This is a genomic window from Bradyrhizobium sp. OK095 (assembly GCF_900109945.1).
In the GTDB taxonomy this organism is placed as follows: domain Bacteria; phylum Pseudomonadota; class Alphaproteobacteria; order Rhizobiales; family Xanthobacteraceae; genus Bradyrhizobium.
In genome coordinates, this window is record NZ_FOBX01000005.1 from 292,057 (window position 1) to 312,665 (window position 20,609).

Here is a 20,609-nt window from a genome sequence, read left to right on the forward strand (position 1 = left end):
ACCATGTTGTACCGAAAAAAGACAGCGCGCCATTTCGAAGGGCACCGGCCTGCCATGCGTCGGTGCAAAACTGCCTTACGGCAACCAATGAACCGCGATGGCAACGCAAAAAATCCGCCGATACTGATTCGTTCCGACTAGTTTGGTGGTCACTCTCCGTGTTCGCCTCCGGCAATTCATGCGGCTCTTCAACACCCTTTTCGGCGGCCTTGCGCTCCTGCCTCTGCTGGCCCTGCTGACCGCGTCGCCTCTGTGCGCTCAGGTCACGTTCGGTTCGTCGGGCGGGGAGGGCGAACCGTTTCGCCGGCAGCAATGGCGCGTGCCGTCGCCGGATACCGACATTGCCGCGCATGCGCTGCTGTTTCGCCCCGCAGGCGCCGGTCCGTTCCGGCTCGCGGTGATCGCGCACGCCTCGACACAGAACGTATTGCGTCGCGCGCAAATGCCGCAGTCGGAATACCGCGCACTCGCAGCGTTCCTCGTCGCGCGCGGCTTCGCCGTGCTGGTGCCGGAACGGCTCGGCCATGGTGCGACCGGCGGCCGCTATGTCGAAGACCAGGGCGGATGTGACGAAGCGGATTACGCGCGCTCGGGCCGTGTGACCGCCGAAGAAATTTCGCTCGCGCTGGACTATTTGCGAAAGCAGGATTTCGTGCGCAAGGATGCCGCGGTCGTGATCGGCCATTCCGCCGGCGGCTGGGGCGCGCTTGCGCTCGCGACTGCCGACCCGAAGGCGATCTCGGCGATCACAGTGTTTGCGCCGGGGCGCGGCGGCCACGCCAATGATGAGCCGAACCGGATCTGCGCGCCGCATACGCTTGTTGCCGCTGCGGCTGAGTTCGGCAAGGCCGCACGCATTCCCGTTACATGGCTCGTCGCCGCCAATGACAGCTATTTCGCGCCGGCGTTCTCGAAGACATTGGTCGATGCGTTTCGCGGCAGCGGCGGCAAGGTCGACTTCCACATGTTGCCGGCGGTGGGCAGCGATGGGCATTGGATGATCGAGACTGAAGCGGGCGTCAAAGCCGCCGGCAGCGAGCTCGATCGCGTGCTGAAGCCGGTGGCGGTGAAAAAGCCATGACGCTGTATTTCCTGGTCAAATATCTGCATGTGCTCGGCGCCATCGTCATCCTCGGCACTGGAACCGGCATCGCCTTCTTCATGCTGATGGCGCATCGCACGCACGATGCGCCGTTCATCGCGCGCACGGCATCGGTGGTGGTGACCGCGGATGCGATCTTCACGTTCTCGGCCGTGATCTTCCAGCCGGTCACGGGCGGCTTGCTGATGATGCTGTCGGCGACGTCGATCACGGAACGCTGGATCGTTGCGTCGCTGGCGCTCTACGTGATCGCAGGCGTGTTCTGGATCCCCGTCGTGTTCATGCAGATCGAGATGCGCGATCTCGCACGCAAGGCGGCCGATCAGGGCGGCGCGCTGCCGGAGCGCTATTTTGTGCTCTTCCGCCGCTGGTTCGCGTTCGGCTTCCCCGGCTTCGGCGCGACGATGCTGATTCTGTGGCTGATGATCGCAAAACCGTTCTGAGGAATACGATGGATCAGCGAAGCATTCTCGTGCTCGGCGCCTCCGGCCTGATCGGCCGCTTCGTCACCGACGATCTTCGCGCACGAGGTTTTCGCGTGGTGGGGGTGGCACGCAGCCTGTCGCCGGCGCAGACAATGAGCGCGCTGGATATCGAGCTGCCAATTCTCTCGCTTGATGCTGCCGCGCTGACACGCCTGCTGAAGGAGCGCGCGGTGGATCTCGTTGTGAACTGCCTCGGCGTGCTCCAGGATGGCCCCGGCAGCGACACCAATGCCGTGCATCGCGATTTCGTCGCGCGCCTGCTTCAGGCGATCCCTGACAGCGGTCGCGCGATCCGGCTGGTGCACATCTCGATTCCTGGAGCGGCGGAAGCCGATCGCACCGCCTTCGCCACGACCAAGCGTGACGCGGAGCGGTTGATCGCGGCGTCCGGAATTCCTCACGCCATCCTGCGGCCCGGCTTCGTTGTGGCGCCGTCAGCCTATGGCGGCAGCGCCATGCTCCGCGCGCTCGCCGCCTTTCCGCTCGATCTGCCGACTGCGGAGATGGTGACCCCGTTCCAGCCCGTCGCGGTCGACGATATTTCGGCGACCATCGCCTGGCTCGCCGCGCGCGATATCGACGATGCCTCCGTCAAAGCGGTGAGCTGGGACCTGATGCTATCAGAGCCGATCACCATGGCCGGCGTCATCAAGCAGTTCCGCCTCGCATTCGGCACCGCCGGCTGGGCGCGTATCGCGATGCCGTCTTTCTTGCTCGATCTCGGCGCAAAGATCGGCGATCTTGCTAATTATCTCGGCTGGATGCCACCAATGCGCTCCACCGCCATCGCCGAGCTTCGCCGCGGCGTGACCGGCGATCCCTCCGCGTGGATCGCCGCCACGGGCATAGCGCCGAAGACGCTGACGGATACGCTTGGGCGACATCCCGCCACCATCCAGGACAAATGGTTCGCGCGGCTGTTTCTGATCAAGGCGCTGATCTTCGCCAGCCTGGTTGCGTTCTGGCTCGTATCCGGCTTCATCGCGCTGTTCGTCTCCTACCGCGCCGCCGTCGGCATCTTGAGTGCGCACAATTTTCCGCCGGCACTGGTCGATCCCATCACCATCGGCACCAGCCTGATGGACATGAGTATTGGTGGGCTGATCGCCTTCCGCCGCACCGCGGGGGTCGGGCTGGTCGCAGGCATCGTCGCTTCGCTCGGCTATATGTTCGGCGCAGCGATCCTCACGCCCGATCTCTGGATTGAGCCACTCGGCGCGCTGGTGAAGACCGGACCGGCGATCGTGCTGATGCTCGTTGCGCTGTTGATGCTGGATAATCGCTGATGCAAAAATGGCCCGACGACGACGTGATCCTGTTCGACGGCGTCTGCATCTTCTGCTCGCGCTGGGTCCGCTTCGTCGCGCAGCGCGACGCGGCGAAGCGATTTCGTTTCACACCGATTCAGTCAGACTATGGAACGAAGCTCGCACGCACGTTTGGCATCGATCCGGACGATCCCGACACCAATGCCGTGGTCCATGCCGGCGAGGTGTTTATGAAGTCCGACGCCGCGCTGACCGTGCTGTCGCATCTCCCGGGATGGCGCTGGACGCGAATATTGTTCGCGGTGCCGAAGCCGCTGCGGAATGCGGTGTACAGCCTCATCGCGCGCAACCGCTATCGCATCTTCGGCAAGTATGACGCGTGCTTCGTGCCTGATGCTGATTTGCGGGCGCGGGTGATCGAGTAATTCGTCATTGCTTCGCTCCGCTCGCAATGACGGAGATCGCGGCTACGATTTTCCGATTACCGCCAACACTTCCCTCGCCGCGCGCTCCCCGCTGTCCCGCGCGCCATGCGCCGTCGTGAAGAAGGTTGGCGACGTCGCTTCCCCCGCGAAGAACAATCTCCCATCCACCGGCGTGGCCAGCACGGCGCGGTCCCCCGCATGCCCCGGCAGCGCGTGTGAATACGAGCCTCTCGCGAAGGGATCATGCGCCCAGCGCGACGCGTACAGCGGTTTCAGCTTGCGGCGGATGTCATTGCCCAAAAGGCTCGCGATCTCGTCGATGCTGTGCGCGGCGATGGCGCCTTCGCCGGCGTTTTCCAACTCGCGGGCAAAACTGCCACCGAAAAAGCCCTCGATGCAGGGCTGGCCGAACGGGCGGATGTGGTAGGTGCCCATTTCGGTCCGCATGGTGGCGCCGCGCAGATTGCCTTCCCTGGGGAAGGCTTCGGCATCGTCGAGCGCCAGCGTCACCTTGTCGTCGACGCCGAGCGGCAGGCCGGCTGCGGCATCGACCTTCGCCGGAAGCGGCGGCGAAAAACGGATGGCCTCGTCCGCGATCAGATTGGTCGGCACGGTGAGGATCACCTTGTCGGCGGTCAGCGTGCCCAGCGAGGTCTCGATGCGAATGCGCTTGTCCGAATGATCGATCAGCGTCACGTTGCGGTTCAGCGCCACCGGGCAGGGCGCGCCGTAGGCTGCGATGAGTGCGCCGTAGCCGCGGCGGACGCGCCAATTGACGTTGGTGTCCTCATAGGCGTCCCAGTCCAGCGTCGACATGTCCTTCAGTTCGCAGCCGTTGATATAGGTCGAGATCGCGTCGATCATCGGATTCCAGCGATTGCCGGGCTCCAGGCTCCGGCTCGCGGGCTCGTCCTTGCCCTTCTGTGCGGACTGCCAGAGCCGCTCGTAGAACGCGTCCATCGCGCGCATAAAATCGTCGCGCTGGTTTTGCGGAAAGGCGTTGCCGAAGGCGCGCTCGCGCCAGGGCGGCAGGTCCTTGTTGACCTCGAAATCGAGTTGTCTTGCGATTGGAACGAAGGAATTCTTGTCGGCCGAGTGAAGCCAGCCGCAGCCGACGTCGAAGGTCACTTCAGGCGAGGCCTGCACCGTCCAGGCGCGGCCGCCGAGCCTGTTACGCGCCTCCAGCACGATGACGGAGAGGCCGGAGCCCTCCAGCGCACGCGCGGCACCGAGGCCGGCGGCACCGGCGCCGATGATCGCGACGTCGACGGAGGAGGGCAGGGAGGTCATGGGCGGGCTCTAGCACGTTCGCTGGGTGTGCTGAAGCCGGACAGATATACGTCTCTCGTGTCCCGGACGCGGTGCGGCGTGTAACGCCGCTCCGCAGAGCCGGGACCCAAGGTGATGTGTAGGTGGTGATAGTATCTGGGCCCCGGCTCAGCAGCGCACCGCGAAAGGCGTGCTGCGCTGCGTCCGGGGCACGAGAGCGGTGGCTGTTACGCCACCGCTTCCTTGGACTTTTCCGCGCGCTTGCGTTCGTTGGCGTCGAGGTGCCGCTTGCGCAGACGGATCGACTTCGGCGTGATCTCGACCAACTCGTCGTCCTCGATATAGGCCAGCGCCTTTTCCAGAGTCATGCGGATCGGCGGGGTCAGGCGCACCGCTTCGTCCTTGGACGTGGTGCGGATGTTGGTGAGCTGCTTGCCCTTGAGCACGTTGATCTCGAGATCGTTGTCACGGGTGTGCTCGCCGACGATCATGCCCTTGTAGACCTTCCAGCCCGGCTCGATCATCATCGGACCGCGATCTTCCAGCTTGAACATGGCGTAGGCCACCGCCTCACCCTGGTCGTTGGAGATCAGGACGCCGTTGCGGCGGCCCTGGATCGCGCCCTTGTAAGGCAGGTAGTTGTGGAACAGGCGGTTCATGATCGCCGTGCCCTTGGTATCGGTCATCAGCTCGCCCTGGTAGCCGATCAGGCCACGGGTCGGCGAGTAGAACACCAGCCGCAGGCGGTTGCCGCCGGAGGGCTTCATCTCGATCAGCTCGGCCTTGCGCTCGCTCATCTTCTGCACGACGACGCCGGAGTGCTCCTCGTCGACGTCGATCACGACTTCCTCGACCGGCTCCAGGGTCTGCCCGGTCTCCGGGTCCTTCTGGAACACGACGCGCGGACGCGACACCGAGAGCTCGAAGCCCTCGCGACGCATGGTCTCGATCAGGATTGCGAGCTGCAATTCGCCGCGGCCGGACACTTCCATCGCGTCCTTGTCCTGGGCTTCGACCACGCGCAGCGCGACGTTGCCCTCGGCCTCGCGCAGTAAGCGGTCACGGATCAGGCGGCTGGTGACCTTGTCGCCTTCGGTGCCGGCGAGCGGCGAGTTGTTGACGATGAACGACATCGACACCGTCGGCGGATCGATCGGCTGCGCCTGGATCGGCGTCTCGACCGTGGGATCGCAGAAGGTGTCGGCCACGGTGCCCTTGGGCAGTCCGGCAATGGCGACGATGTCGCCGGCTTCCGCGATTTCGACCGGCTGCCGCTCGAGGCCGCGGAACGCCAGGATCTTGCTGATGCGGCCGCTTTCCACCAGCTTGCCGTCACGCGACAGCACCTTCACGGCCTGGTTCGGCTTCACGGTGCCAGACGCGATACGCCCGGTGATGATGCGGCCGAGATAGGGGTTGGCCTCGAGAATGGTGCCGAGCAGCCGGAACGGGCCTTCCTCGACCACCGGCGGCGCCACGTGCTTGATGACGAGGTCAAACAGCGGCGTCATGCCGACGTCGTGCGAGGCGTCGGGCGAGGTCGCCATCCAGCCGTTCTTGCCCGACCCGTAGAGGATCGGAAAATCGAGTTGCTCGTCGGTCGCGTCGAGGGCGGCGAACAGGTCGAACACCTCGTTGACGACTTCGGTGATGCGGGCGTCGGGGCGGTCGACCTTGTTAATGGCGACGATCGGCTTCAGGCCGAGCTTGAGCGCCTTGCCGACCACGAATTTGGTCTGCGGCATCGGGCCTTCGGCGGCGTCGACCAGCACGATCACGCCGTCGACCATCGACAGGATGCGCTCGACCTCGCCGCCGAAATCGGCGTGGCCGGGGGTGTCGACGATGTTGATCCGGGTATCCTTCCAATGCACCGAGGTACATTTGGCCAGAATGGTGATACCGCGCTCACGTTCCAGATCGTTGGAATCCATGGCGCGCTCAACCTGACGCTGGTTGTCGCGATAGGTGCCGGATTGCTGCAGCAGCTTGTCGACCAGGGTGGTCTTGCCGTGGTCGACGTGGGCGATGATGGCGATGTTGCGGAGGTTCATGAGTGAGCTTCTTTGCGGTCGAACAATGGGTTAAGCGCGATCTCGCCGGTCAAGCCGGGACCTCTTCACGGACAACGCTGAAACGTGGAAAACGGGGCCTATTACGCCCAAAAGGGCCGCTCGGCTAGATCAACCGGGCACCCTGTACGTTTGCAGCGCAATATAGGCAAAAAACGCCAAAAAACAATGCGTTCTTTCGGGGTTGGTTGATTGAATTTTGTCCGGGAATTCCCGGGGGTTAGGGGCAATCCGGCACCAAACCGGTCCTTTGGCCCGAGGTGCCTCGATCAGCCCCGTACCGGGCTGCTGCTCGGCTCCGCGGTCGGGTAGACCCCGCGCAAAACTTCCTCGAAATGCATCTTCACGGCGTCGTTGCAGAGGCAGGCGCGCAGCCGCAGGCCATCGCGGTTGCGGACCAGAATCGACCCGCGCCTGGTCTCGAGCACGCCTTCCGCCCTGAACGACTGCAGCACACGGCTCGCATAGCTGCGTCCTACCCCGAGCAGCGTGGCAAGCTGCTCGTGAGTCAGCGGCACGCTGTTCTCGTCGCCGGTCCGCTCCATCGCCGCCAAAATCCATTTGGCCGTGCGCTGCTCGATCGAGTGGATGGCGTTGCAGGCGGTGGACTGGAAGATCTGCGCCAGCATGCAATCGGCGTAGCGGGCAAAGACATGGCGCAGCGACGTCGAGCGTTGCTTGGCCGCTTCCAGCCTGGCGACATTGACGCGCGCAAACGGCCCGCCAAATTTCACGCAGATGCGGGTGTAGGCCGGCAGGAAGCCTTCGCTGACGATGCCGCCCACCGCGCCCTCGCGCCCGACCAGAATGGTCTCGACGTCGCGGCCGTCCTCGTTGGGGACGAGAAACGTCGCAAGCGACGGTCCGCAAGGGAAGTGGACGACCTGGACATCGTCGCCGGGATTGTAGAGCAGGTCGTTTGCCGCGGTGTTTTCAACGGTGACATGCGGCGCCAGCAACGCGTAATCCGCCTGGCTCAAGCGCCGCAGCAGATTGTTGGCCGGCCGGCTGTCGACCTCGCTTGCCTTGTCGATACGCGCGTCCATCGTGATCCCCGCCATCCTCTCCTCACACTAGCGAGTTGCGTCCGTTCCTTGTGTGCACAAGTGGACAGACTGGAGAACTCTGATGTGGTGGGTTTCGTTCCGGGAACCCTCCGATGCGCTGGGCGCAGGCATCGTGTCGCGGCAGTCCTGATCTGAAAACCCTCACACCCAAAAACCTCACGTTCGAGATCCGATCATGGCACCCGCACTTCCCGATCGCTCAGGCCGGCCTGCCGACGTTCTGATCGTCGAGGACGACCCCATCATTGCGATCGATTTCGAGGACCGTCTCATCGGATTTGGCGTGACGAGCGTGCGGACGGTCGGGTCGGTGACGCAGGGACTGGACGCGATCGCCAAGCGGGCACCCGACTTCGCACTGCTCGATGTCGAGCTGATCCGCGAGAAGAGCTTTGCGATCGCCGAACGGCTGGTGGCGCTCAAGATTCCGTTCGTCTTCGTCACCGGCTACGGCAACGACGCTCGTATTCCGCCCGAATTCGCCAGCCGGCCCCGTTTGCAGAAGCCGTGCTCAAGCGACGCGCTGGAGGCAGCGCTCCAGGTTCGCGCCGTCGATTAGCAATCAGCCGCGTTTCGGATCGAGCGTGGTCGACCACAGCGCGACGTCGGCGCGGTCGCGCAAGGTCACAATCATCTGGCCCGAGGCGCCGTCGATTTTGACGTGACCGAAGAACTGCATGCCGGCGGACGGCGGCAGGTTCTGGCTGTCCTTGCCCGGCGCCTTGACGAAGCGCACTTCGGGCCCAAACGTATTGTCGAGCGCGTTCGGACCGAATGTGCCGGCGTGCAACGGACCGGAGACGAATTCCCAGAACGGCTCGAACTCCTGGAACTGGGCCTTGTTCGGATCGTAGTAATGCGCGGCGGCGTAATGCACATCCGCGGTCAGCCACACCGTGTTGCTAACAGGCGCCATCTTGATGAAGCGCAGGATGTCGGCGATCTCGAACTCGCGGCCGCGCACCGGACCGTCGCCCTGCGCAATCGCTTCCGAGCCGCCCTTCGGCGTGTCCGCGACGACCAGGCTGAGCGGCATGTCGGAGGCGATCACCTTCCAGGTCGCGCGCGAGTTGAGCAGGCCGCGCTTGAGCCAGGCGATCTGGTCGGGGCCGAGGAAGTAGCTGGCCGGGCCGTATTCCGTTTCGAGATTGGCGCCATTCGGGCCGCGATAGCTGCGCTCGTCGAGCACGAACACGTCCAGATGCGGGCCGTAGGAAATTTTTCGATAGACCCGGCCCGGCTCGACGATGCTTTCGCGCATCGGATACATTTCGTGGAAGGCGCGGCCCGCGCGCGCCGCGAGCAGCGAGATGTCGCGCACCTTGTAGGTCGCCGGCAACTCCTTCGACAGCGACCAGTTGTTGGTCACCTCGTGGTCGTCCCACTGCACGAAGATCGGCACCTCGGCATTGAAGGCGCGGACGTTGTCGTCGGTGAAATTGTATTTGTGCGCGGCGCGGTACTCGTCCAGCGTCTCCGCGACCTTGGCCTTTTCGGGGATCGTGACGTTCTTCCAAATCTTGCCGTCGGCGAGCTTGACCTCGGATTCGATCGGGCCGTCGGCATAGATGGTGTCGCCGGAATGCAGGAAGAAATCCGGACGGTGCTTGCGCATGGCGGAGAAGCTGACCATGCCGCCATCATCTGGATTGATGCCCCAGCCCTGCCCAGCGACATCGCCGCCCCAGATAAAACTGACGTCGCGGCGGTCGGCCGGCGCGGTACGGAAACGGCCGACCACCGCCTCGCCTTCGACCGCGGTATGCGAGAGATCGCGGAAGCGAACACGGTAGAAGATGTCCTGTCCGCCCGGCAGGTTCTCGATCAGCATTTTGGCGGTGAAATCGCTCTCGGGCAGCGCCGGGATCGGCGGCAGCGCGCGGGCGTCCTTGAAGGACTCCGTCGTGGCGACCTCGACCAGCATCTGCGACGGGCGGTCGGCACGCGCCCACACCACGCCGCCATCGACGGTGACGTCGCCCGACTGCACGCCATGGGTCACCGCCGGCCGGTCGGCCGCGCGCGACAGATGCGGCATCGCGATCGCGCCGAGAGCACCAGCACCGGTGGTGAGGAAGCGGCGGCGGGAGAATTTGATCTTCATGGCGATGCTCTCGATATTGCGTGGCGCGACCGCCAGGACGGCAGCCATCACGATCAAGCCAGACGCTATATTGAGGCAATGTGACGCAGCAATTACGTGCGCAAGCGTTCAAGCGTTGCCGGCGGCCCTGAACTGCGCGCCTGCGCGTTGCAGGTTCTGCGGCATGCTGAACAGCACGGCCTTGCGGTCGGCGACCGCCGCGTGGAACTGGTCGAGCACGATGTTGATGGCGGTGAGTGCAGCCTCTTCGATGGCGCCGTGGTCGAAGCAGCGCAGCGTGTCGCGCAGGATCTCGTCGGCCTCGGTCTGCATCTGGTCGAGCTCTTCGGTCGTCTCGCTCTTGCGCGCCGCGGTGATCATGTCGAACAGGCGGTCGCGCAGATGACTGTTGTTATCGCGCTCGTCTTTTTTCAGGTAGCCCGCGAACCAGGCGCCGATCGAGCCCATGGCCGAGAGCGCCATCAGGCTCCACCAGATGTAATCGCTGTATCTGTCGAGGAAGGTCTTCTCCTCGCCGTCGACGAAGGCGGCCGCACCCGGATGCACGGGGATCACCGCATCCTTGTCGGTGTCGGGCGTCTCGATTTTCGCCGCCAGCGGGAATTCCGTCACCAATTGCTGCCGCACGGCGAAGAGCTGCCGCGTGAACGCCGCGACGTTTGTCTCCGACAAGCCTTTGCGCGCCACGATATGGTGCGAGAAGCTGATCGTCTTGACCTCGTCGTCGGGACGAGCTGGTGAGCCGCCGAATGTGCCCGCGGGGATCTCGGATGCTTCATAGACCGGGTGGTTCTGCGCAATCGCATCCGCCGAATCGATCGCGAGGAAAGTCGGCGTGCCGGTATCCTTCGACGAGGCGGCGATCGCATCCGACGTGATCTTGCTGTTGACGGGACCGGCCGCGAGATAGGCATCGGCCTTCTGGGCCTTGATCGCCTCGGCGGCTTCGTTGGCGGGGTACTGGATGATCTCGACCTTGGCGGGATCGATGCCGTATTGCTGGAGGATCACCTTGAGCAGATTGACGTTGGCCTGGGTGCGGCCGACCACGCCGACCTTATGGCCGGCGAGCTGCGCGATCTTGGTGATCTTCGCGCCCTTCTTCTTGCCCTTGCCGGGCACGGACCACAGCACCACGACGTTCTTGCGCAGGGTCGCGACCGCTTGCGCATTTTTCGGCACGTCGACGTCGCCGCGCACGATGGCGAGATCGGCCTTGCCCTCCGCCAGCAAATCGGCGCTGGCAGTGGCGCCGTCGGTCTGGATCGGACGCAGTCGTACATAGCTCTTGTGCTGGGCGAAGCCTTGGGTCAGTGCCTGCATGACCTTGACATCGTCGCTATTGGCGGGACCGACCGCGACCTTCAGCGTCACCGGTCGCATGGCAAAATAATAGCCGCCGACCAGCGCACCGGCGATGGCGAGCACCAATGCGAGGGAGACAAGCGCAGTCCGTCGCGCCGCTGATCGCGGCGACGTCGGTACGGGCGCTTCGGCCAGGTCCAATCCCCCGGTCATCGATCTCCCAAACAGGCGCTTGAGGCTCAGTTTCATCTTGGCCAGCGATTTACGCCGGCAATTGTAGCAAATTTCTTGTCCTGCGGGGTTACATCTCCGTCATGGTTAGCGGATGGGCGAAATCCCGTATGAACCCGGGGCGTAAGCACGGCGTTAGGGTAAAGTTCCCCTGAAAACGGAGGCAAATCATGGCTGAGCGGCTGACGGCGGAAGCGCGCAAACAGGCGCTGGGCAGCATCCCGGGCTGGACCGAGGTTCAGGGTCGCGACGCGATCGGGAAAACCTTTGTCTTCAAGGATTTCAACGAGGCCTTCGGGTTCATGACCCGCGCGGCGCTGGTGGCCGAGAAGATCGATCATCACCCCGAATGGCGTAACGTCTACAAGACGGTAGAGGTGGTGCTGGCGACCCATGACGCCGGCGGCGTCACCAAGCTCGACATCGAGCTCGCCATGGCGATGAACGCCATCGCCATGCTGACACCAGCCTGACATCTTGCGAGGCGTCGCTGCATCCCCATGTTGTGACCGGCAGGAGCTGCGGCCATCCGCCGCGCCGATGCCATCCTTGGCTGAACGGGGAGTTTCCAACCATGGCTGCCGAACACAGCGTCGGCTTCGAGCCGGCCGATCGGCTCGCGGAAGATCGTGAGAGCGTGCGCCGCCGTTTCTGGCGCAAGCTCAAGCGTGTCGCCGCGCAACTGCCGTTCGCCGAAGATCTGCTCGCCGCCTATTATTGTGCGTTCGACCGGCAGACGCCGCGCCACGTCCAGGCGGCGCTACTGGGCGCGATCGCCTATTTCATCCTGCCGTTCGACTTCATCCCTGACGTGATGCCGGTCCTCGGCTTCACCGATGATGCCGCCGTGCTCGCCACTGCCATCCGCATGGTTGCTGGCCATATCACGAATGAGCACCGCGAAGCCGCCCGTGCTGTGTTGAAGCGTGGGGTGGATGAGGTTAAGGCGGATGTAGAAGCCGCGTAGTCGCCTTTTGCCGCGCATTCCGCTGTCATTCCCCGCGAAGGCAGGGAATCCAGTACGCCGCAGCCCATCGATTAAACCACAACCGTCTCGGAGTACTGGATCGCCCGGCCAAGCCGGGCGATGACACCGAATGTGTGGAAGGCGCTTGCTCCAAGCGCGCCCTTTACTTCTGCGCCCGCGCCTTCTCCGCGTCCCACGCCTGGAATTGCTTGAACAGCGTCTCCTTGTCCGCGTCGGACACGTTTGCAGCCGCGGGAGTCTGCTTCAAGAACGCCTCGAAGCGCTGCCGGGCCACCGGCTCGATGCCGTGCTTGTCGAGCCATTGCTGCGCCACCGGCAATCTGCTCCAGCCGGACAGCGGTGCGGCGAGCGAGACCTCCTTCCATTTAGGATGGAACGGCGGGTTCTGCAGCGCGGGGAATTTCGTGAAGAACGCGTCCACGAACAGCGCAAGCTTGCGATAGCGCTCGGTGTTGGGCGCCCAATTATAGGCCGCGAGCACCGCGGGCACCGCGATCGTGTCCACGCTCTCGCCGTCCTTGATCAGGTTCGGATAGTCCTTGGCCGTCAGCGTCGCCGGCAGATAGTCGCTCTGGAGCGGCTTGGCATAGTCGACCCTCGCAAGATGGAAGCGGCCGTCATTGCCGAAGGTCGAGACCGATTTGTACGGCTTGCCGCCGACCACGATGACGGCGTCGATCTCGCCGGCCTTCAGCTTCTCCATTGCGATACGCTGCTCGACATAGACGAACTTCGCCTTGATCCCGAGCCGCTCGAACACGGTGAGGGCGGTGACGAAGGTGCCGCCGTTCGGTAGGTCGACGCTGACGGTCTTGCCTTCGAGGTCTTTCAGCGTCGCGACCGATTTCGGCGCGATCACCTGCATCTCCTCGTTGTAGAGTTTTGTCACATAGGTGAACTGCCGCTTGATGTCCTTGGCAAAGCCCTTGCGCTCGAGATAGTCGAGCGTATCGGCGCGCACGACACCGAGATCGACGCCTTGCAGGAACAGGATGTCGGCGACGCTCTGCACCGAGCCGCGGCCGACGATCGGCAGCACGCGGATCTTGTTGCCGTCGTCGAGCACCGAGGCGAGGTCGGCGCCGAATTGCACATAAGTGCCGCCGATCGTGCCGGTGATCAGCGTGACGGTGTTGGCGTTCAGCGCCTGCTTGGTTGTGGTCGAGCCGAACTGGAAGATGGCTTTCAGGCTGTCCGACACTTTTGCCGGATCGTATTCGGTCTGCTCAGCTCGTGCCGAGAAGGCGCAGATCGTCATGATGGCGGCAAGCGCCATGCTCAAAGCGTTACGCATGATGTCCCCTGAAGAGTTTTAGTGAGATGGCCGGGCGAGGCGCTGTCGTGCCTCCGCCGATCCGAGGCTTGCCGCGCGCTGATACCAGTCACGTGCGACTGATGCGTCGGCGATGATGCTCCGCGCGTCGCTGATGCCCAGCACCGCCGGATCATAGGTTTGCGCCAGCAGGAGCGCGGCCGTTGCATCTTGCGCATTGGCTGCGCGCTCGAGCAGCAGGCGCGCCGCGGCGATGTCGCCGACACCGATCAGGCTCCTCGCGCGCGTCATCAGCCCCGTCAGCGTGTCGGCGTCGAGCGTCCTGACCGGCTCAGGTGGTGCCGGTGACGCGGGCCGTGCCACGACGGGCACCGGCATCTGCGCCTGCAATGCGATCTGATGAGCGGCCGCGATGGTGTCACGGCTCGGCGGTGCAGGGAGATCCTCCCTCTCGGCACTCGCCAGCCTCGTGTTGGTCACGCGCGCCGGATCCTTGAGCGGAGCTTGCCGCATGACCGGCGGATTGGCCGGAGCGATGGTTTGATCAGAAGCCGCGCCCGTCGGGCTGCCGGCATTGGCCACAATGAGGCTGCGCAGGTCGGACTGAAACAGCGCCGCCAGGATCGCGGCGGCGGATATCGCGAACACAGCCGCGAGAAGGCGCGGGACGATCCTGGATCCGGGGCGCAACGTCAGCGGCGCATATTCAAGCGGGTCCGGTGCCCCGAGCGGGTCGGACAGGAACAGCGGCATTGGATCGTCCTGCGGAAGATCGGCGCGGCTGGCGCGCGCACGGATGTAGGACGCGGTGGGCTCTTGTGATGCAGATCGGTTGGAGTCGAACGCCCTCGACTCCCTGGACGGACGGTATGCCGTCGTCTCCATGGTGATGCTCCCCATTACTGACGCAACGCAGGGACAGTCCCGGCTTCAGTCTTCTTTTTGTTGTCCAGAAGCGCCCCGCAAACTGGAACCGGTAAATCGCCGTCCGATTCAGCCCAAAAAGCGACGGCGGTTTGCGCGAATCGGGAGATATTTGGGTTTGATTACGGCGAGGCGGCGGAATGCACCGCAATTTTGGCCACGATGATTGAGGGGATTTTCACCAGGTGGCGCGCTGCGCAACTTCGTAAGAAAAGCGGGAGGCGTTGCGTCGCCTGCCACAAACTGCGCTGTCATTCCCCGCGAAGGCGGGGAATCCAGTACGCCGCGGCTTCTCGGCTAAGTCTCTGCTGTCTCTGGAATACTGGGTCGTCCGGTCAAGCCGGACGACGACAGTTTCATGTGTGGCGAGCGTGCGTGCAACGTCGCCGACATCCTCACGGATGCAGGATCACCTTGCCCATGGCCTGGCGTCCCGCGAGCACCTTCAGCGCATCCGCGGTTTGGGCCAGCGGGAAGGTGCGGTCGACATGCGATGAAATCTTTCCTTCCGCGGTCCACTTCACGAGCTTCTCGAGATTGGCGCGGTTCTTTTCCGGATTGAGCCGGGTCCAGGCGCCCCAGAACACGCCGCGGATGTCGCAGCCTTTCAAGAGCGCGAGGTTCAGCGGCATCTTCGGAATGTCGCCGGCGGCAAAGCCGATCACGAGGAAGCGGCCTTCCCAGGCGATCGAGCGCAGCGCCTGCTCGGCATACGTACCACCAACCGGATCGAAGATGATATCGACGCCCTTGCCGCCCGTGAGCTTGCGCAAGCCTTCCTTCAGATCTTCCTTGCCGTAGTTCAGCGTCAGCTCGGCGCCGTGTGCTTTGGCGAATTCCAGCTTCTCGTCCGACGAGGCGCAGGCGATCACCTTCAGGCCCATCAGCTTGCCAAGCTCGCAGGCAGCTAAGCCGGTGCCGCCGGCCGCGCCGAGCACCGCAAGCGTCTCGCCCGGCTTCGGGCTGGCGCGATCTTCCAGCGCATGCAGCGCGGTGCCGTAGATGATGATGATGCCCGCCGCGCGGTCGTAGTCGAGATTGTCGGGAATCTTCACGATCGATGCCGCCGGCAATGCGATCTTCTCGCGCGCACCGTTATGGCCGCAGGAGGCGACCACGCGGTCGCCGACCTTCACCTCAGTCACGCCGGGACCGATGCTCTCGATCACGCCCGCAACTTCGGCCGCCGGCGAGAACGGGAACGGCGGCTTGATCTGGTACTTGCCCTGGATCATCAGGATGTCGAAGAAGTTCAGCGCCGCCGCCTTGATCGCGATCACGGCTTCGCCGGGACCGGCCACCGGATCGGGCACGTCCGCAAGCACGAGATCGTCGGGCTGGCAATATTGCGAGCAGAGAATGGCTTTCATGGCGGCACCTTGGGGCGTTTCGATGTGGAATTATAGTTGATCTGTTTCTGCCGGATTTAGGCACGGGCGACAATCCGGATTCTTTGTCGAAAGCGGCTCGCTGGCCTATCCTCGCGTCATTGCGAGCGGAGCGAAGCAATCCAGAATCCGTCCTGCGGAAATAGTCTGGATTTCTTGGCTGCGCTCGCAACGACGAAATCCGCGGAGAAAGGGTTCAAACGATGTTTGAAACGGGTCTGCTCAAGGACAAGCGCATCCTCGTCACCGGTGGTGGCTCGGGCCTCGGCGCCGCGATGGGGCGTCGCTTCCTCACGCTCGGCGCCGAGCTCGTGATCTGCGGCCGCAAGCCCGACCGGCTGGAAGCAACCGCAAGCGAGATGCGCGCGCAGACCGGCGGCAAGGTCACCACCATCGCCTGCGATATCCGCGACGGTGCCGCTGTCGACAGCATGATGGACACGATCTGGCGCGAGGCGCCGCTCGATATTCTCGTCAACAATGCTGCTGCGACCTTCATTGCGCAGAGCGAGCATCTCTCCTTCCGTGCCGCGGATGCGATCCTGGCGCCGACGCTGCATGGTGCGATGTACTGCACGCTCGCTGCCGGCAAGCGCTGGATCGACGGCAAGCATAATGGCGTCGTGCTCTCGATCCTCTCGACCTCGACCATCACCGGTCGCGCCTTCACCGTGCCGTCGGCGATGGCGAAGTCGGCGGTGCTGGCGATGACCAAGAGCCTCGCGGTCGAGTGGGGTCCGAAGGGCATCCGCACCGTCGCGATCGCACCGGGTCCGTTCCCGACCGCAGGCGCTTCGGGCCAGCTCCGCCCCGAGGGCCGCGACGAAGGCTGGACCGCGCGCAATCCGATGGGGCGCACCGGCGAGCACAGCGAACTTGTCGACCTCGCCAGCTTCCTGGTTTCGGATCGTGCCGGTTACATCAATGGCGAGATGGTGGTGATCGATGGCGGCGCGCATCTGCGCAGTTCCGGCGCCGAGGATTTGTTGCGCTGGACTGACGCGCAATGGGCCGACCAGCGTGCCGCGCGATCCAAAGGCTGACCCGCTAACTGCCTTCCCAAATTGGACTTTCCCGGCTATCCCTGCCTCGGGGACAAAGCACGGCCGGGCCATCTTCCAGTCACAATATTGAGGGAACCACTCCAGCATGTGGCGGGCGCTATTTTTGGCTTTGATAATTGGCGTGACGGCGTGGGGAATCACCGATTCCGCGCGGGCGCAGACGGCACAACCGGCGCCCAAATCTGCACCGAAAGAGGCCGCACCGAAAGCGGCAGCGCCGGCGGCAAATACGACGGCCAAGTCGGCAGCAAAGCCCGAGAGCAAACCGGTGGCCCCGCCCGCAGCGGTTGCGGGCGGCGCGGAGCCGACCCTGATCGGCCAGTTCGGCACCTGGGGCGCCTATTCGGCTACGCCCAACGGCAAGAAGGTCTGCTTCGCGCTGGCAAAACCCTCGTCGTCGAAGACCAACCCGCCGAACCGGCCCCGTGATCCCGCCTATGCCTTCGTCTCGACCCGGCCGGCGGAAAAGGTGAACAACGAAGTCTCGGTCATGATCGGCTATGCGCTGAAGCCGGGCTCCGAATCCTCGGTTGAGGTCGGCGGTGCCGCCTTCTCGATGTATACGCAGGGTGACGGCCTCTGGATCAAGAATGCGGCCGAGGAGGAGCGGATGGTCGAGGCCATGCGCAAATCCGCCGATCTCGTGGTCAAGGGCGTCTCGGCCAAGGGCACCGAGACGACCGACACCTTCTCGCTGAAGGGCCTCGCCCAGGCGCTGGACCGGATTTCTCAGGATTGCAGGCGTTAAGGCTGCAAGCGGGATCACGGTCGCAATCGGCGGTTTCGGTTGCTATATAGGGGCGGTTCCAGATTTCTTCCGTCATTCCGGGGCGATGCGACGGGACGCAAGCGCGTCCCAGGTACATCGAGCCCGGAGTCTCGAGGTTCCGGGTCTGGTCCTTCGGACCATCCCGGAACGACCAAGCCATTAGGTCCATTCAATGCAACCGACGACCGAGCCGCACAACGCAATCCTCGTGGAGAAGACTCCACTCGAAACCTATGTGCCGCCGGCAAAGCCGTCGCTGATCGGCCTGTCGCGCACCGAGCTTGCCGATCGCCTCGGCGAGATCGGCGTGGCACCGGCGCAGCGCAAGATGCGCGTGCAGCAGCTTTGGCACTGGATGTACTTCCGCGGCGCCCAAAGTTTTGACGATATGACCTCGGTCTCGAAGGGCATTCGCGCCGAGCTCGCGCAGCACTTCACCGTCGATCGTCCCGAAGTCGTGGCCGAGCAGATCTCCAACGACGGCACCCGCAAATGGCTGCTGCGCTTACCGAGCGGCGACAATGTCGAGCGGGCGCACGAAGTCGAGTGCGTCTACATCCCCGAGACCGATCGCGGCACGCTCTGCGTCTCCTCGCAGGTCGGCTGCACGCTGAACTGCTCGTTCTGCCACACCGGCACGCAGCGCCTGGTGCGCAACCTCACCGCCGGCGAGATCGTCGGTCAGATCATGGTGGCCCGCGATCGCCTCAATGACTGGGCCGATCGCGAGGACGGCACGCGCCGCGTCACCAACGTCGTGATGATGGGCATGGGCGAGCCGCTCTACAATTTCGACGCGGTGCGCGATGCGCTGCTGATCGTCGGCGACAATGAAGGCATCGGCATCTCCCGCCGCCGCATCACGCTGTCGACCTCCGGCGTGGTGCCGAACATCGTGCGCGCCGGCGACGAGATCGGCGTGATGCTTGCGATCTCCCTGCACGCCGTGCGCGACGAACTGCGCAACGAGCTGGTGCCGCTCAATCGCAAATATCCGATCAAGGAGCTGCTGCAGGCCTGCCGCGACTATCCCGGCGCCTCGAACGCCCGCCGGATCACCTTCGAATATGTGATGCTCAAGGGCGTCAATGATTCGCTCGACGATGCAAAACTGCTGGTGAAGATGCTCAAGGGCATTCACGCCAAGATCAATCTCATTCCGTTCAACCCCTGGCCCGGCACCGCCTATGAGTGTTCGGACTGGGACCAGATCGAAAAGTTCTCCGAATACATCTTCAACGCCGGCTATTCCTCGCCGGTGCGCACCCCGCGCGGCCGCGACATCCTCGCCGCCTGCGGCCAGCTCAAGTCGGAAACGGAGAAGCTGTCGGCCAGCGAACGCCAGGCGCTGCGCGCCATGGCGGTGACGGATTGAGTTGATGCGCGCTCTCGCATCCCCGTCATTGCGAGCGCAGCGAAGCAATCCAGAATCCTTCCGCCGTGGCAGTCTGGATTGCTTGGTCGCGGAGCCTGTCATCCGGCCCGCCGGCGGCGGGACCGGCTGGCTCCTCGCAATGACGGCTACGGTGGCTTTCCGCGCATGTCCCTGATCGGCCGCCTCATCGTCATCTTTATCGGCTTTCTCGCCGCCTGTTTCGTCGGCGGCATGATCGTGGTCGTCGCGCTGCTGTTTCCGGAATTTTCCGATCTCGGCGCCGGGCCCGTCGATCAGGGCACGATCGATATTTTGCTGGGCTTCGGCTTCATCTTCGTCTCGGGCTTCGCCCTGGTTCCGGCGGCGGTGATCGTCGCGATCACCGAGGCGCTCTATATCCGCAGTGCGCTGGCTTATGCCGTTGGCGGCGGCCTCGTCGGGCTCGCCTGCTATCTCGGCCTCGTTCCCTTTCACTCCGATACTTTGCAGTTCGAGGGCATTGTGCGGCGTCATCTGGAGATCATGACCGGCGCAGGTATCGTCGCCGGCGTCGTCTACTGGCTGATCGCCGGCCGCAACGCCGGCGCCTGGCGCAACCCGCCGCCCCCGCGCAAACCACCCCCGCCGCTGCCGTCGAATTCACGGCCGGATGTACGGTAGTTTGTGCCGTCATTCCGGGGTTTTCATCCTTCCTCCACTCCGCTAAACCGCGCGCCATGAACCGTACCGGACTCTTCATCGCCCTGGCGCTGTGGCTCGTGATCGGCGTCGTTTTCGGCCTCTATCCCGAGCTCGATCTCAAGCTCGCCGCGCTGTTTTTCGACCCGGAGACGAAGACGTTTCCGCTCAAGCTGAACGATTGGGCCGGCGTCGCGCGTGACGCGGCGATGTGGGTCTCCTGGGCCTTCGTGCTGCCGCCGCTGGTCGCGCTCGTGGTCAAGATGATCCGGCCCGACCGTCCCCTCATGGTGTCGGGGCGCGCGATCGTGTTTCTGCTGGTCACCATCATCCTGTCGGCCGGCATCCTGACCAATCTCACCTTCAAGACCTATTGGGGCCGGCCGCGCCCGGTGGTGGTGACGCAGTTTGCCGGCGATCAGCAGTTCGTGCCGTGGTGGGATCCGCGCGGTGATTGCGCGCGCAACTGCTCGTTCTTCTCCGGCGAAGGCGCGACCGCGTTCTGGACGCTCGCGCCCGCTGCGCTGGCGCCGCCGGCATGGCGGCCGCTCGCCTATGCCGGTGCGGTTGTCTTCGGCGCCGTCACCAGCGGGCTGCGGATGGCGTTCGGCGGCCACTTCTTCACCGACGTGTCGATCGCCGGCCTCGTCACCTTCGTCGTGATCTGGTTCGCCTACGCGCTGATTTACCGCTGGCCGCGGACCCGGTTCTCGGACGAGGCGGTCGATGCCGTCCTGACCCGGCTGAACATGCCCGCCTACCGGCTCCGCCAGCGCCTGTTCGGCCGCAAGACGGGGGCCGAGCCCTCGCTTTGAGCCATTA

The 20,609-nt window shown here is 64.2% G+C and carries 20 protein-coding genes; 12 read left to right on the forward strand and 8 right to left on the reverse strand.

Annotated elements, in window-relative coordinates; translation table 11 throughout:
- Positions 1–178 precede the first annotated feature (178 nt).
- From BMW89_RS15730 to BMW89_RS15745, 4 genes are read left to right on the forward strand one after another with little or no spacing between them, the layout of a single operon-like run.
- A complete protein-coding gene (locus BMW89_RS15730) occupies positions 179–1,081 on the forward strand; it encodes a dienelactone hydrolase family protein (RefSeq protein ID WP_092027842.1) in 903 nt (300 codons plus the stop codon).
- Complete coding sequence (locus BMW89_RS15735; protein ID WP_092027844.1) at positions 1,078–1,545, forward strand: DUF2269 family protein; 468 nt, start codon at positions 1,078–1,080, stop codon at positions 1,543–1,545. The genes BMW89_RS15730 and BMW89_RS15735 overlap by 4 nt, the downstream gene beginning before the upstream one ends.
- An 8-nt stretch (positions 1,546–1,553) precedes the next feature.
- Positions 1,554–2,873: an SDR family oxidoreductase gene (locus tag BMW89_RS15740; protein ID WP_092027846.1), complete on the forward strand. Its 1,320-nt coding sequence runs from the start codon at positions 1,554–1,556 to the stop codon at positions 2,871–2,873.
- Positions 2,873–3,280: a thiol-disulfide oxidoreductase DCC family protein gene (locus BMW89_RS15745; protein WP_092027849.1), complete on the forward strand. Its 408-nt coding sequence runs from the start codon at positions 2,873–2,875 to the stop codon at positions 3,278–3,280. The genes BMW89_RS15740 and BMW89_RS15745 overlap by 1 nt, the downstream gene beginning before the upstream one ends.
- 42 nt (positions 3,281–3,322) lie before the next feature.
- Here BMW89_RS15745 and BMW89_RS15750 read toward each other — a convergent pair whose 3' ends face one another.
- The 3 genes from BMW89_RS15750 to BMW89_RS15760 form a co-directional block, all read right to left on the reverse strand.
- Complete coding sequence (locus BMW89_RS15750; RefSeq protein WP_092027850.1) at positions 3,323–4,570, reverse strand: flavin monoamine oxidase family protein; 1,248 nt, start codon at positions 4,568–4,570, stop codon at positions 3,323–3,325.
- Between the two features lie 206 nt (positions 4,571–4,776).
- Positions 4,777–6,603 carry a translational GTPase TypA gene (gene typA, locus BMW89_RS15755; RefSeq protein ID WP_092027852.1) on the reverse strand — a complete coding sequence of 609 codons (1,827 nt, stop codon included), beginning with the start codon at positions 6,601–6,603 and terminating at the stop codon, positions 4,777–4,779.
- Positions 6,604–6,890: 287 nt separating this feature from the next.
- On the reverse strand, positions 6,891–7,667 hold the full coding sequence (locus tag BMW89_RS15760; protein WP_177196091.1) for a Crp/Fnr family transcriptional regulator: 777 nt from the start codon (positions 7,665–7,667) through the stop codon (positions 6,891–6,893).
- A gap of 196 nt (positions 7,668–7,863) precedes the next feature.
- On the opposite strand from BMW89_RS15760, the gene BMW89_RS15765 reads away from it, so the two are divergent.
- Complete coding sequence (locus tag BMW89_RS15765) at positions 7,864–8,247, forward strand: response regulator (protein WP_092027856.1); 384 nt, start codon at positions 7,864–7,866, stop codon at positions 8,245–8,247.
- Positions 8,248–8,250: 3 nt separating this feature from the next.
- Here BMW89_RS15765 and BMW89_RS15770 read toward each other — a convergent pair whose 3' ends face one another.
- Both BMW89_RS15770 and BMW89_RS15775 read right to left on the reverse strand, forming a co-directional pair.
- Positions 8,251–9,792 carry an alkaline phosphatase D family protein gene (locus BMW89_RS15770; RefSeq protein WP_092028067.1) on the reverse strand — a complete coding sequence of 514 codons (1,542 nt, stop codon included), beginning with the start codon at positions 9,790–9,792 and terminating at the stop codon, positions 8,251–8,253.
- 108 nt (positions 9,793–9,900) lie between these two features.
- Complete coding sequence (locus tag BMW89_RS15775; RefSeq protein ID WP_092027858.1) at positions 9,901–11,346, reverse strand: TAXI family TRAP transporter solute-binding subunit; 1,446 nt, start codon at positions 11,344–11,346, stop codon at positions 9,901–9,903.
- A gap of 152 nt (positions 11,347–11,498) precedes the next feature.
- Between BMW89_RS15775 and BMW89_RS15780 the strand changes: the two genes are divergently transcribed.
- On the forward strand, positions 11,499–11,801 hold the full coding sequence (locus BMW89_RS15780) for a 4a-hydroxytetrahydrobiopterin dehydratase (protein ID WP_092027860.1): 303 nt from the start codon (positions 11,499–11,501) through the stop codon (positions 11,799–11,801).
- A gap of 101 nt (positions 11,802–11,902) precedes the next feature.
- Positions 11,903–12,295 carry a YkvA family protein gene (locus tag BMW89_RS15785; protein ID WP_177196076.1) on the forward strand — a complete coding sequence of 131 codons (393 nt, stop codon included), beginning with the start codon at positions 11,903–11,905 and terminating at the stop codon, positions 12,293–12,295.
- Between the two features lie 163 nt (positions 12,296–12,458).
- Here BMW89_RS15785 and BMW89_RS15790 read toward each other — a convergent pair whose 3' ends face one another.
- The 3 genes from BMW89_RS15790 to BMW89_RS15800 all read right to left on the reverse strand — a co-directional run bounded on the left by BMW89_RS15790 (position 12,459) and on the right by BMW89_RS15800 (position 15,883).
- Positions 12,459–13,610, reverse strand: coding sequence for a TAXI family TRAP transporter solute-binding subunit (locus tag BMW89_RS15790; RefSeq protein ID WP_092027862.1), 1,152 nt, complete (start codon positions 13,608–13,610; stop codon positions 12,459–12,461).
- A gap of 18 nt (positions 13,611–13,628) precedes the next feature.
- A complete protein-coding gene (locus BMW89_RS15795) occupies positions 13,629–14,342 on the reverse strand; it encodes a hypothetical protein (RefSeq protein WP_244547601.1) in 714 nt (237 codons plus the stop codon).
- A 566-nt stretch (positions 14,343–14,908) separates the two neighbouring features.
- The gene (locus BMW89_RS15800) at positions 14,909–15,883 is read right to left on the reverse strand and encodes an NADPH:quinone oxidoreductase family protein (protein WP_092027866.1); all 975 of its coding nucleotides are present in this window, start codon (positions 15,881–15,883) and stop codon (positions 14,909–14,911) included.
- 221 nt (positions 15,884–16,104) lie between these two features.
- On the opposite strand from BMW89_RS15800, the gene BMW89_RS15805 reads away from it, so the two are divergent.
- The 5 genes from BMW89_RS15805 to BMW89_RS15825 all read left to right on the forward strand — a co-directional run bounded on the left by BMW89_RS15805 (position 16,105) and on the right by BMW89_RS15825 (position 20,602).
- Positions 16,105–16,944 carry an SDR family oxidoreductase gene (locus BMW89_RS15805; RefSeq protein ID WP_092027869.1) on the forward strand — a complete coding sequence of 280 codons (840 nt, stop codon included), beginning with the start codon at positions 16,105–16,107 and terminating at the stop codon, positions 16,942–16,944.
- 106 nt (positions 16,945–17,050) lie between these two features.
- Positions 17,051–17,713 carry an invasion associated locus B family protein gene (locus BMW89_RS15810; protein ID WP_092027871.1) on the forward strand — a complete coding sequence of 221 codons (663 nt, stop codon included), beginning with the start codon at positions 17,051–17,053 and terminating at the stop codon, positions 17,711–17,713.
- Between the two features lie 193 nt (positions 17,714–17,906).
- Positions 17,907–19,109 carry a dual-specificity RNA methyltransferase RlmN gene (rlmN, locus tag BMW89_RS15815; protein ID WP_092027873.1) on the forward strand — a complete coding sequence of 401 codons (1,203 nt, stop codon included), beginning with the start codon at positions 17,907–17,909 and terminating at the stop codon, positions 19,107–19,109.
- Between the two features lie 165 nt (positions 19,110–19,274).
- A complete protein-coding gene (locus BMW89_RS15820) occupies positions 19,275–19,769 on the forward strand; it encodes a hypothetical protein (RefSeq protein ID WP_092027876.1) in 495 nt (164 codons plus the stop codon).
- A gap of 56 nt (positions 19,770–19,825) precedes the next feature.
- Positions 19,826–20,602, forward strand: a complete 777-nt coding sequence (locus BMW89_RS15825; protein WP_092027878.1) for a phosphatase PAP2 family protein — start codon at positions 19,826–19,828, stop codon at positions 20,600–20,602.
- Positions 20,603–20,609: the final 7 nt, after the last annotated feature.

Bases quoted from the DNA above. Each gene is read 5' to 3' on its own strand.
- BMW89_RS15785 (WP_177196076.1), top strand. From the start codon at position 11,903: ATGGCTGCCGAACACAGCGTCGGCTTCGAGCCGGCCGATCGGCTCGCG.
- BMW89_RS15750 (WP_092027850.1), bottom strand. From the start codon at position 4,570: ATGACCTCCCTGCCCTCCTCCGTCGACGTCGCGATCATCGGCGCCGGT.
- BMW89_RS15810 (WP_092027871.1), top strand. From the start codon at position 17,051: ATGTGGCGGGCGCTATTTTTGGCTTTGATAATTGGCGTGACGGCGTGG.
- BMW89_RS15770 (WP_092028067.1), bottom strand. From the start codon at position 9,792: ATGAAGATCAAATTCTCCCGCCGCCGCTTCCTCACCACCGGTGCTGGT.
- BMW89_RS15730 (WP_092027842.1), top strand. From the start codon at position 179: ATGCGGCTCTTCAACACCCTTTTCGGCGGCCTTGCGCTCCTGCCTCTG.
- BMW89_RS15820 (WP_092027876.1), top strand. From the start codon at position 19,275: ATGTCCCTGATCGGCCGCCTCATCGTCATCTTTATCGGCTTTCTCGCC.
- BMW89_RS15795 (WP_244547601.1), bottom strand. From the start codon at position 14,342: ATGCCGCTGTTCCTGTCCGACCCGCTCGGGGCACCGGACCCGCTTGAA.
- BMW89_RS15775 (WP_092027858.1), bottom strand. From the start codon at position 11,346: ATGAAACTGAGCCTCAAGCGCCTGTTTGGGAGATCGATGACCGGGGGA.
- BMW89_RS15740 (WP_092027846.1), top strand. From the start codon at position 1,554: ATGGATCAGCGAAGCATTCTCGTGCTCGGCGCCTCCGGCCTGATCGGC.
- BMW89_RS15760 (WP_177196091.1), bottom strand. From the start codon at position 7,667: ATGGACGCGCGTATCGACAAGGCAAGCGAGGTCGACAGCCGGCCGGCC.
- typA (WP_092027852.1), bottom strand. From the start codon at position 6,603: ATGAACCTCCGCAACATCGCCATCATCGCCCACGTCGACCACGGCAAG.
- BMW89_RS15825 (WP_092027878.1), top strand. From the start codon at position 19,826: ATGAACCGTACCGGACTCTTCATCGCCCTGGCGCTGTGGCTCGTGATC.
- BMW89_RS15800 (WP_092027866.1), bottom strand. From the start codon at position 15,883: ATGAAAGCCATTCTCTGCTCGCAATATTGCCAGCCCGACGATCTCGTG.
- rlmN (WP_092027873.1), top strand. From the start codon at position 17,907: ATGCAACCGACGACCGAGCCGCACAACGCAATCCTCGTGGAGAAGACT.
- BMW89_RS15780 (WP_092027860.1), top strand. From the start codon at position 11,499: ATGGCTGAGCGGCTGACGGCGGAAGCGCGCAAACAGGCGCTGGGCAGC.
- BMW89_RS15735 (WP_092027844.1), top strand. From the start codon at position 1,078: ATGACGCTGTATTTCCTGGTCAAATATCTGCATGTGCTCGGCGCCATC.
- BMW89_RS15805 (WP_092027869.1), top strand. From the start codon at position 16,105: ATGTTTGAAACGGGTCTGCTCAAGGACAAGCGCATCCTCGTCACCGGT.
- BMW89_RS15745 (WP_092027849.1), top strand. From the start codon at position 2,873: ATGCAAAAATGGCCCGACGACGACGTGATCCTGTTCGACGGCGTCTGC.
- BMW89_RS15790 (WP_092027862.1), bottom strand. From the start codon at position 13,610: ATGCGTAACGCTTTGAGCATGGCGCTTGCCGCCATCATGACGATCTGC.
- BMW89_RS15765 (WP_092027856.1), top strand. From the start codon at position 7,864: ATGGCACCCGCACTTCCCGATCGCTCAGGCCGGCCTGCCGACGTTCTG.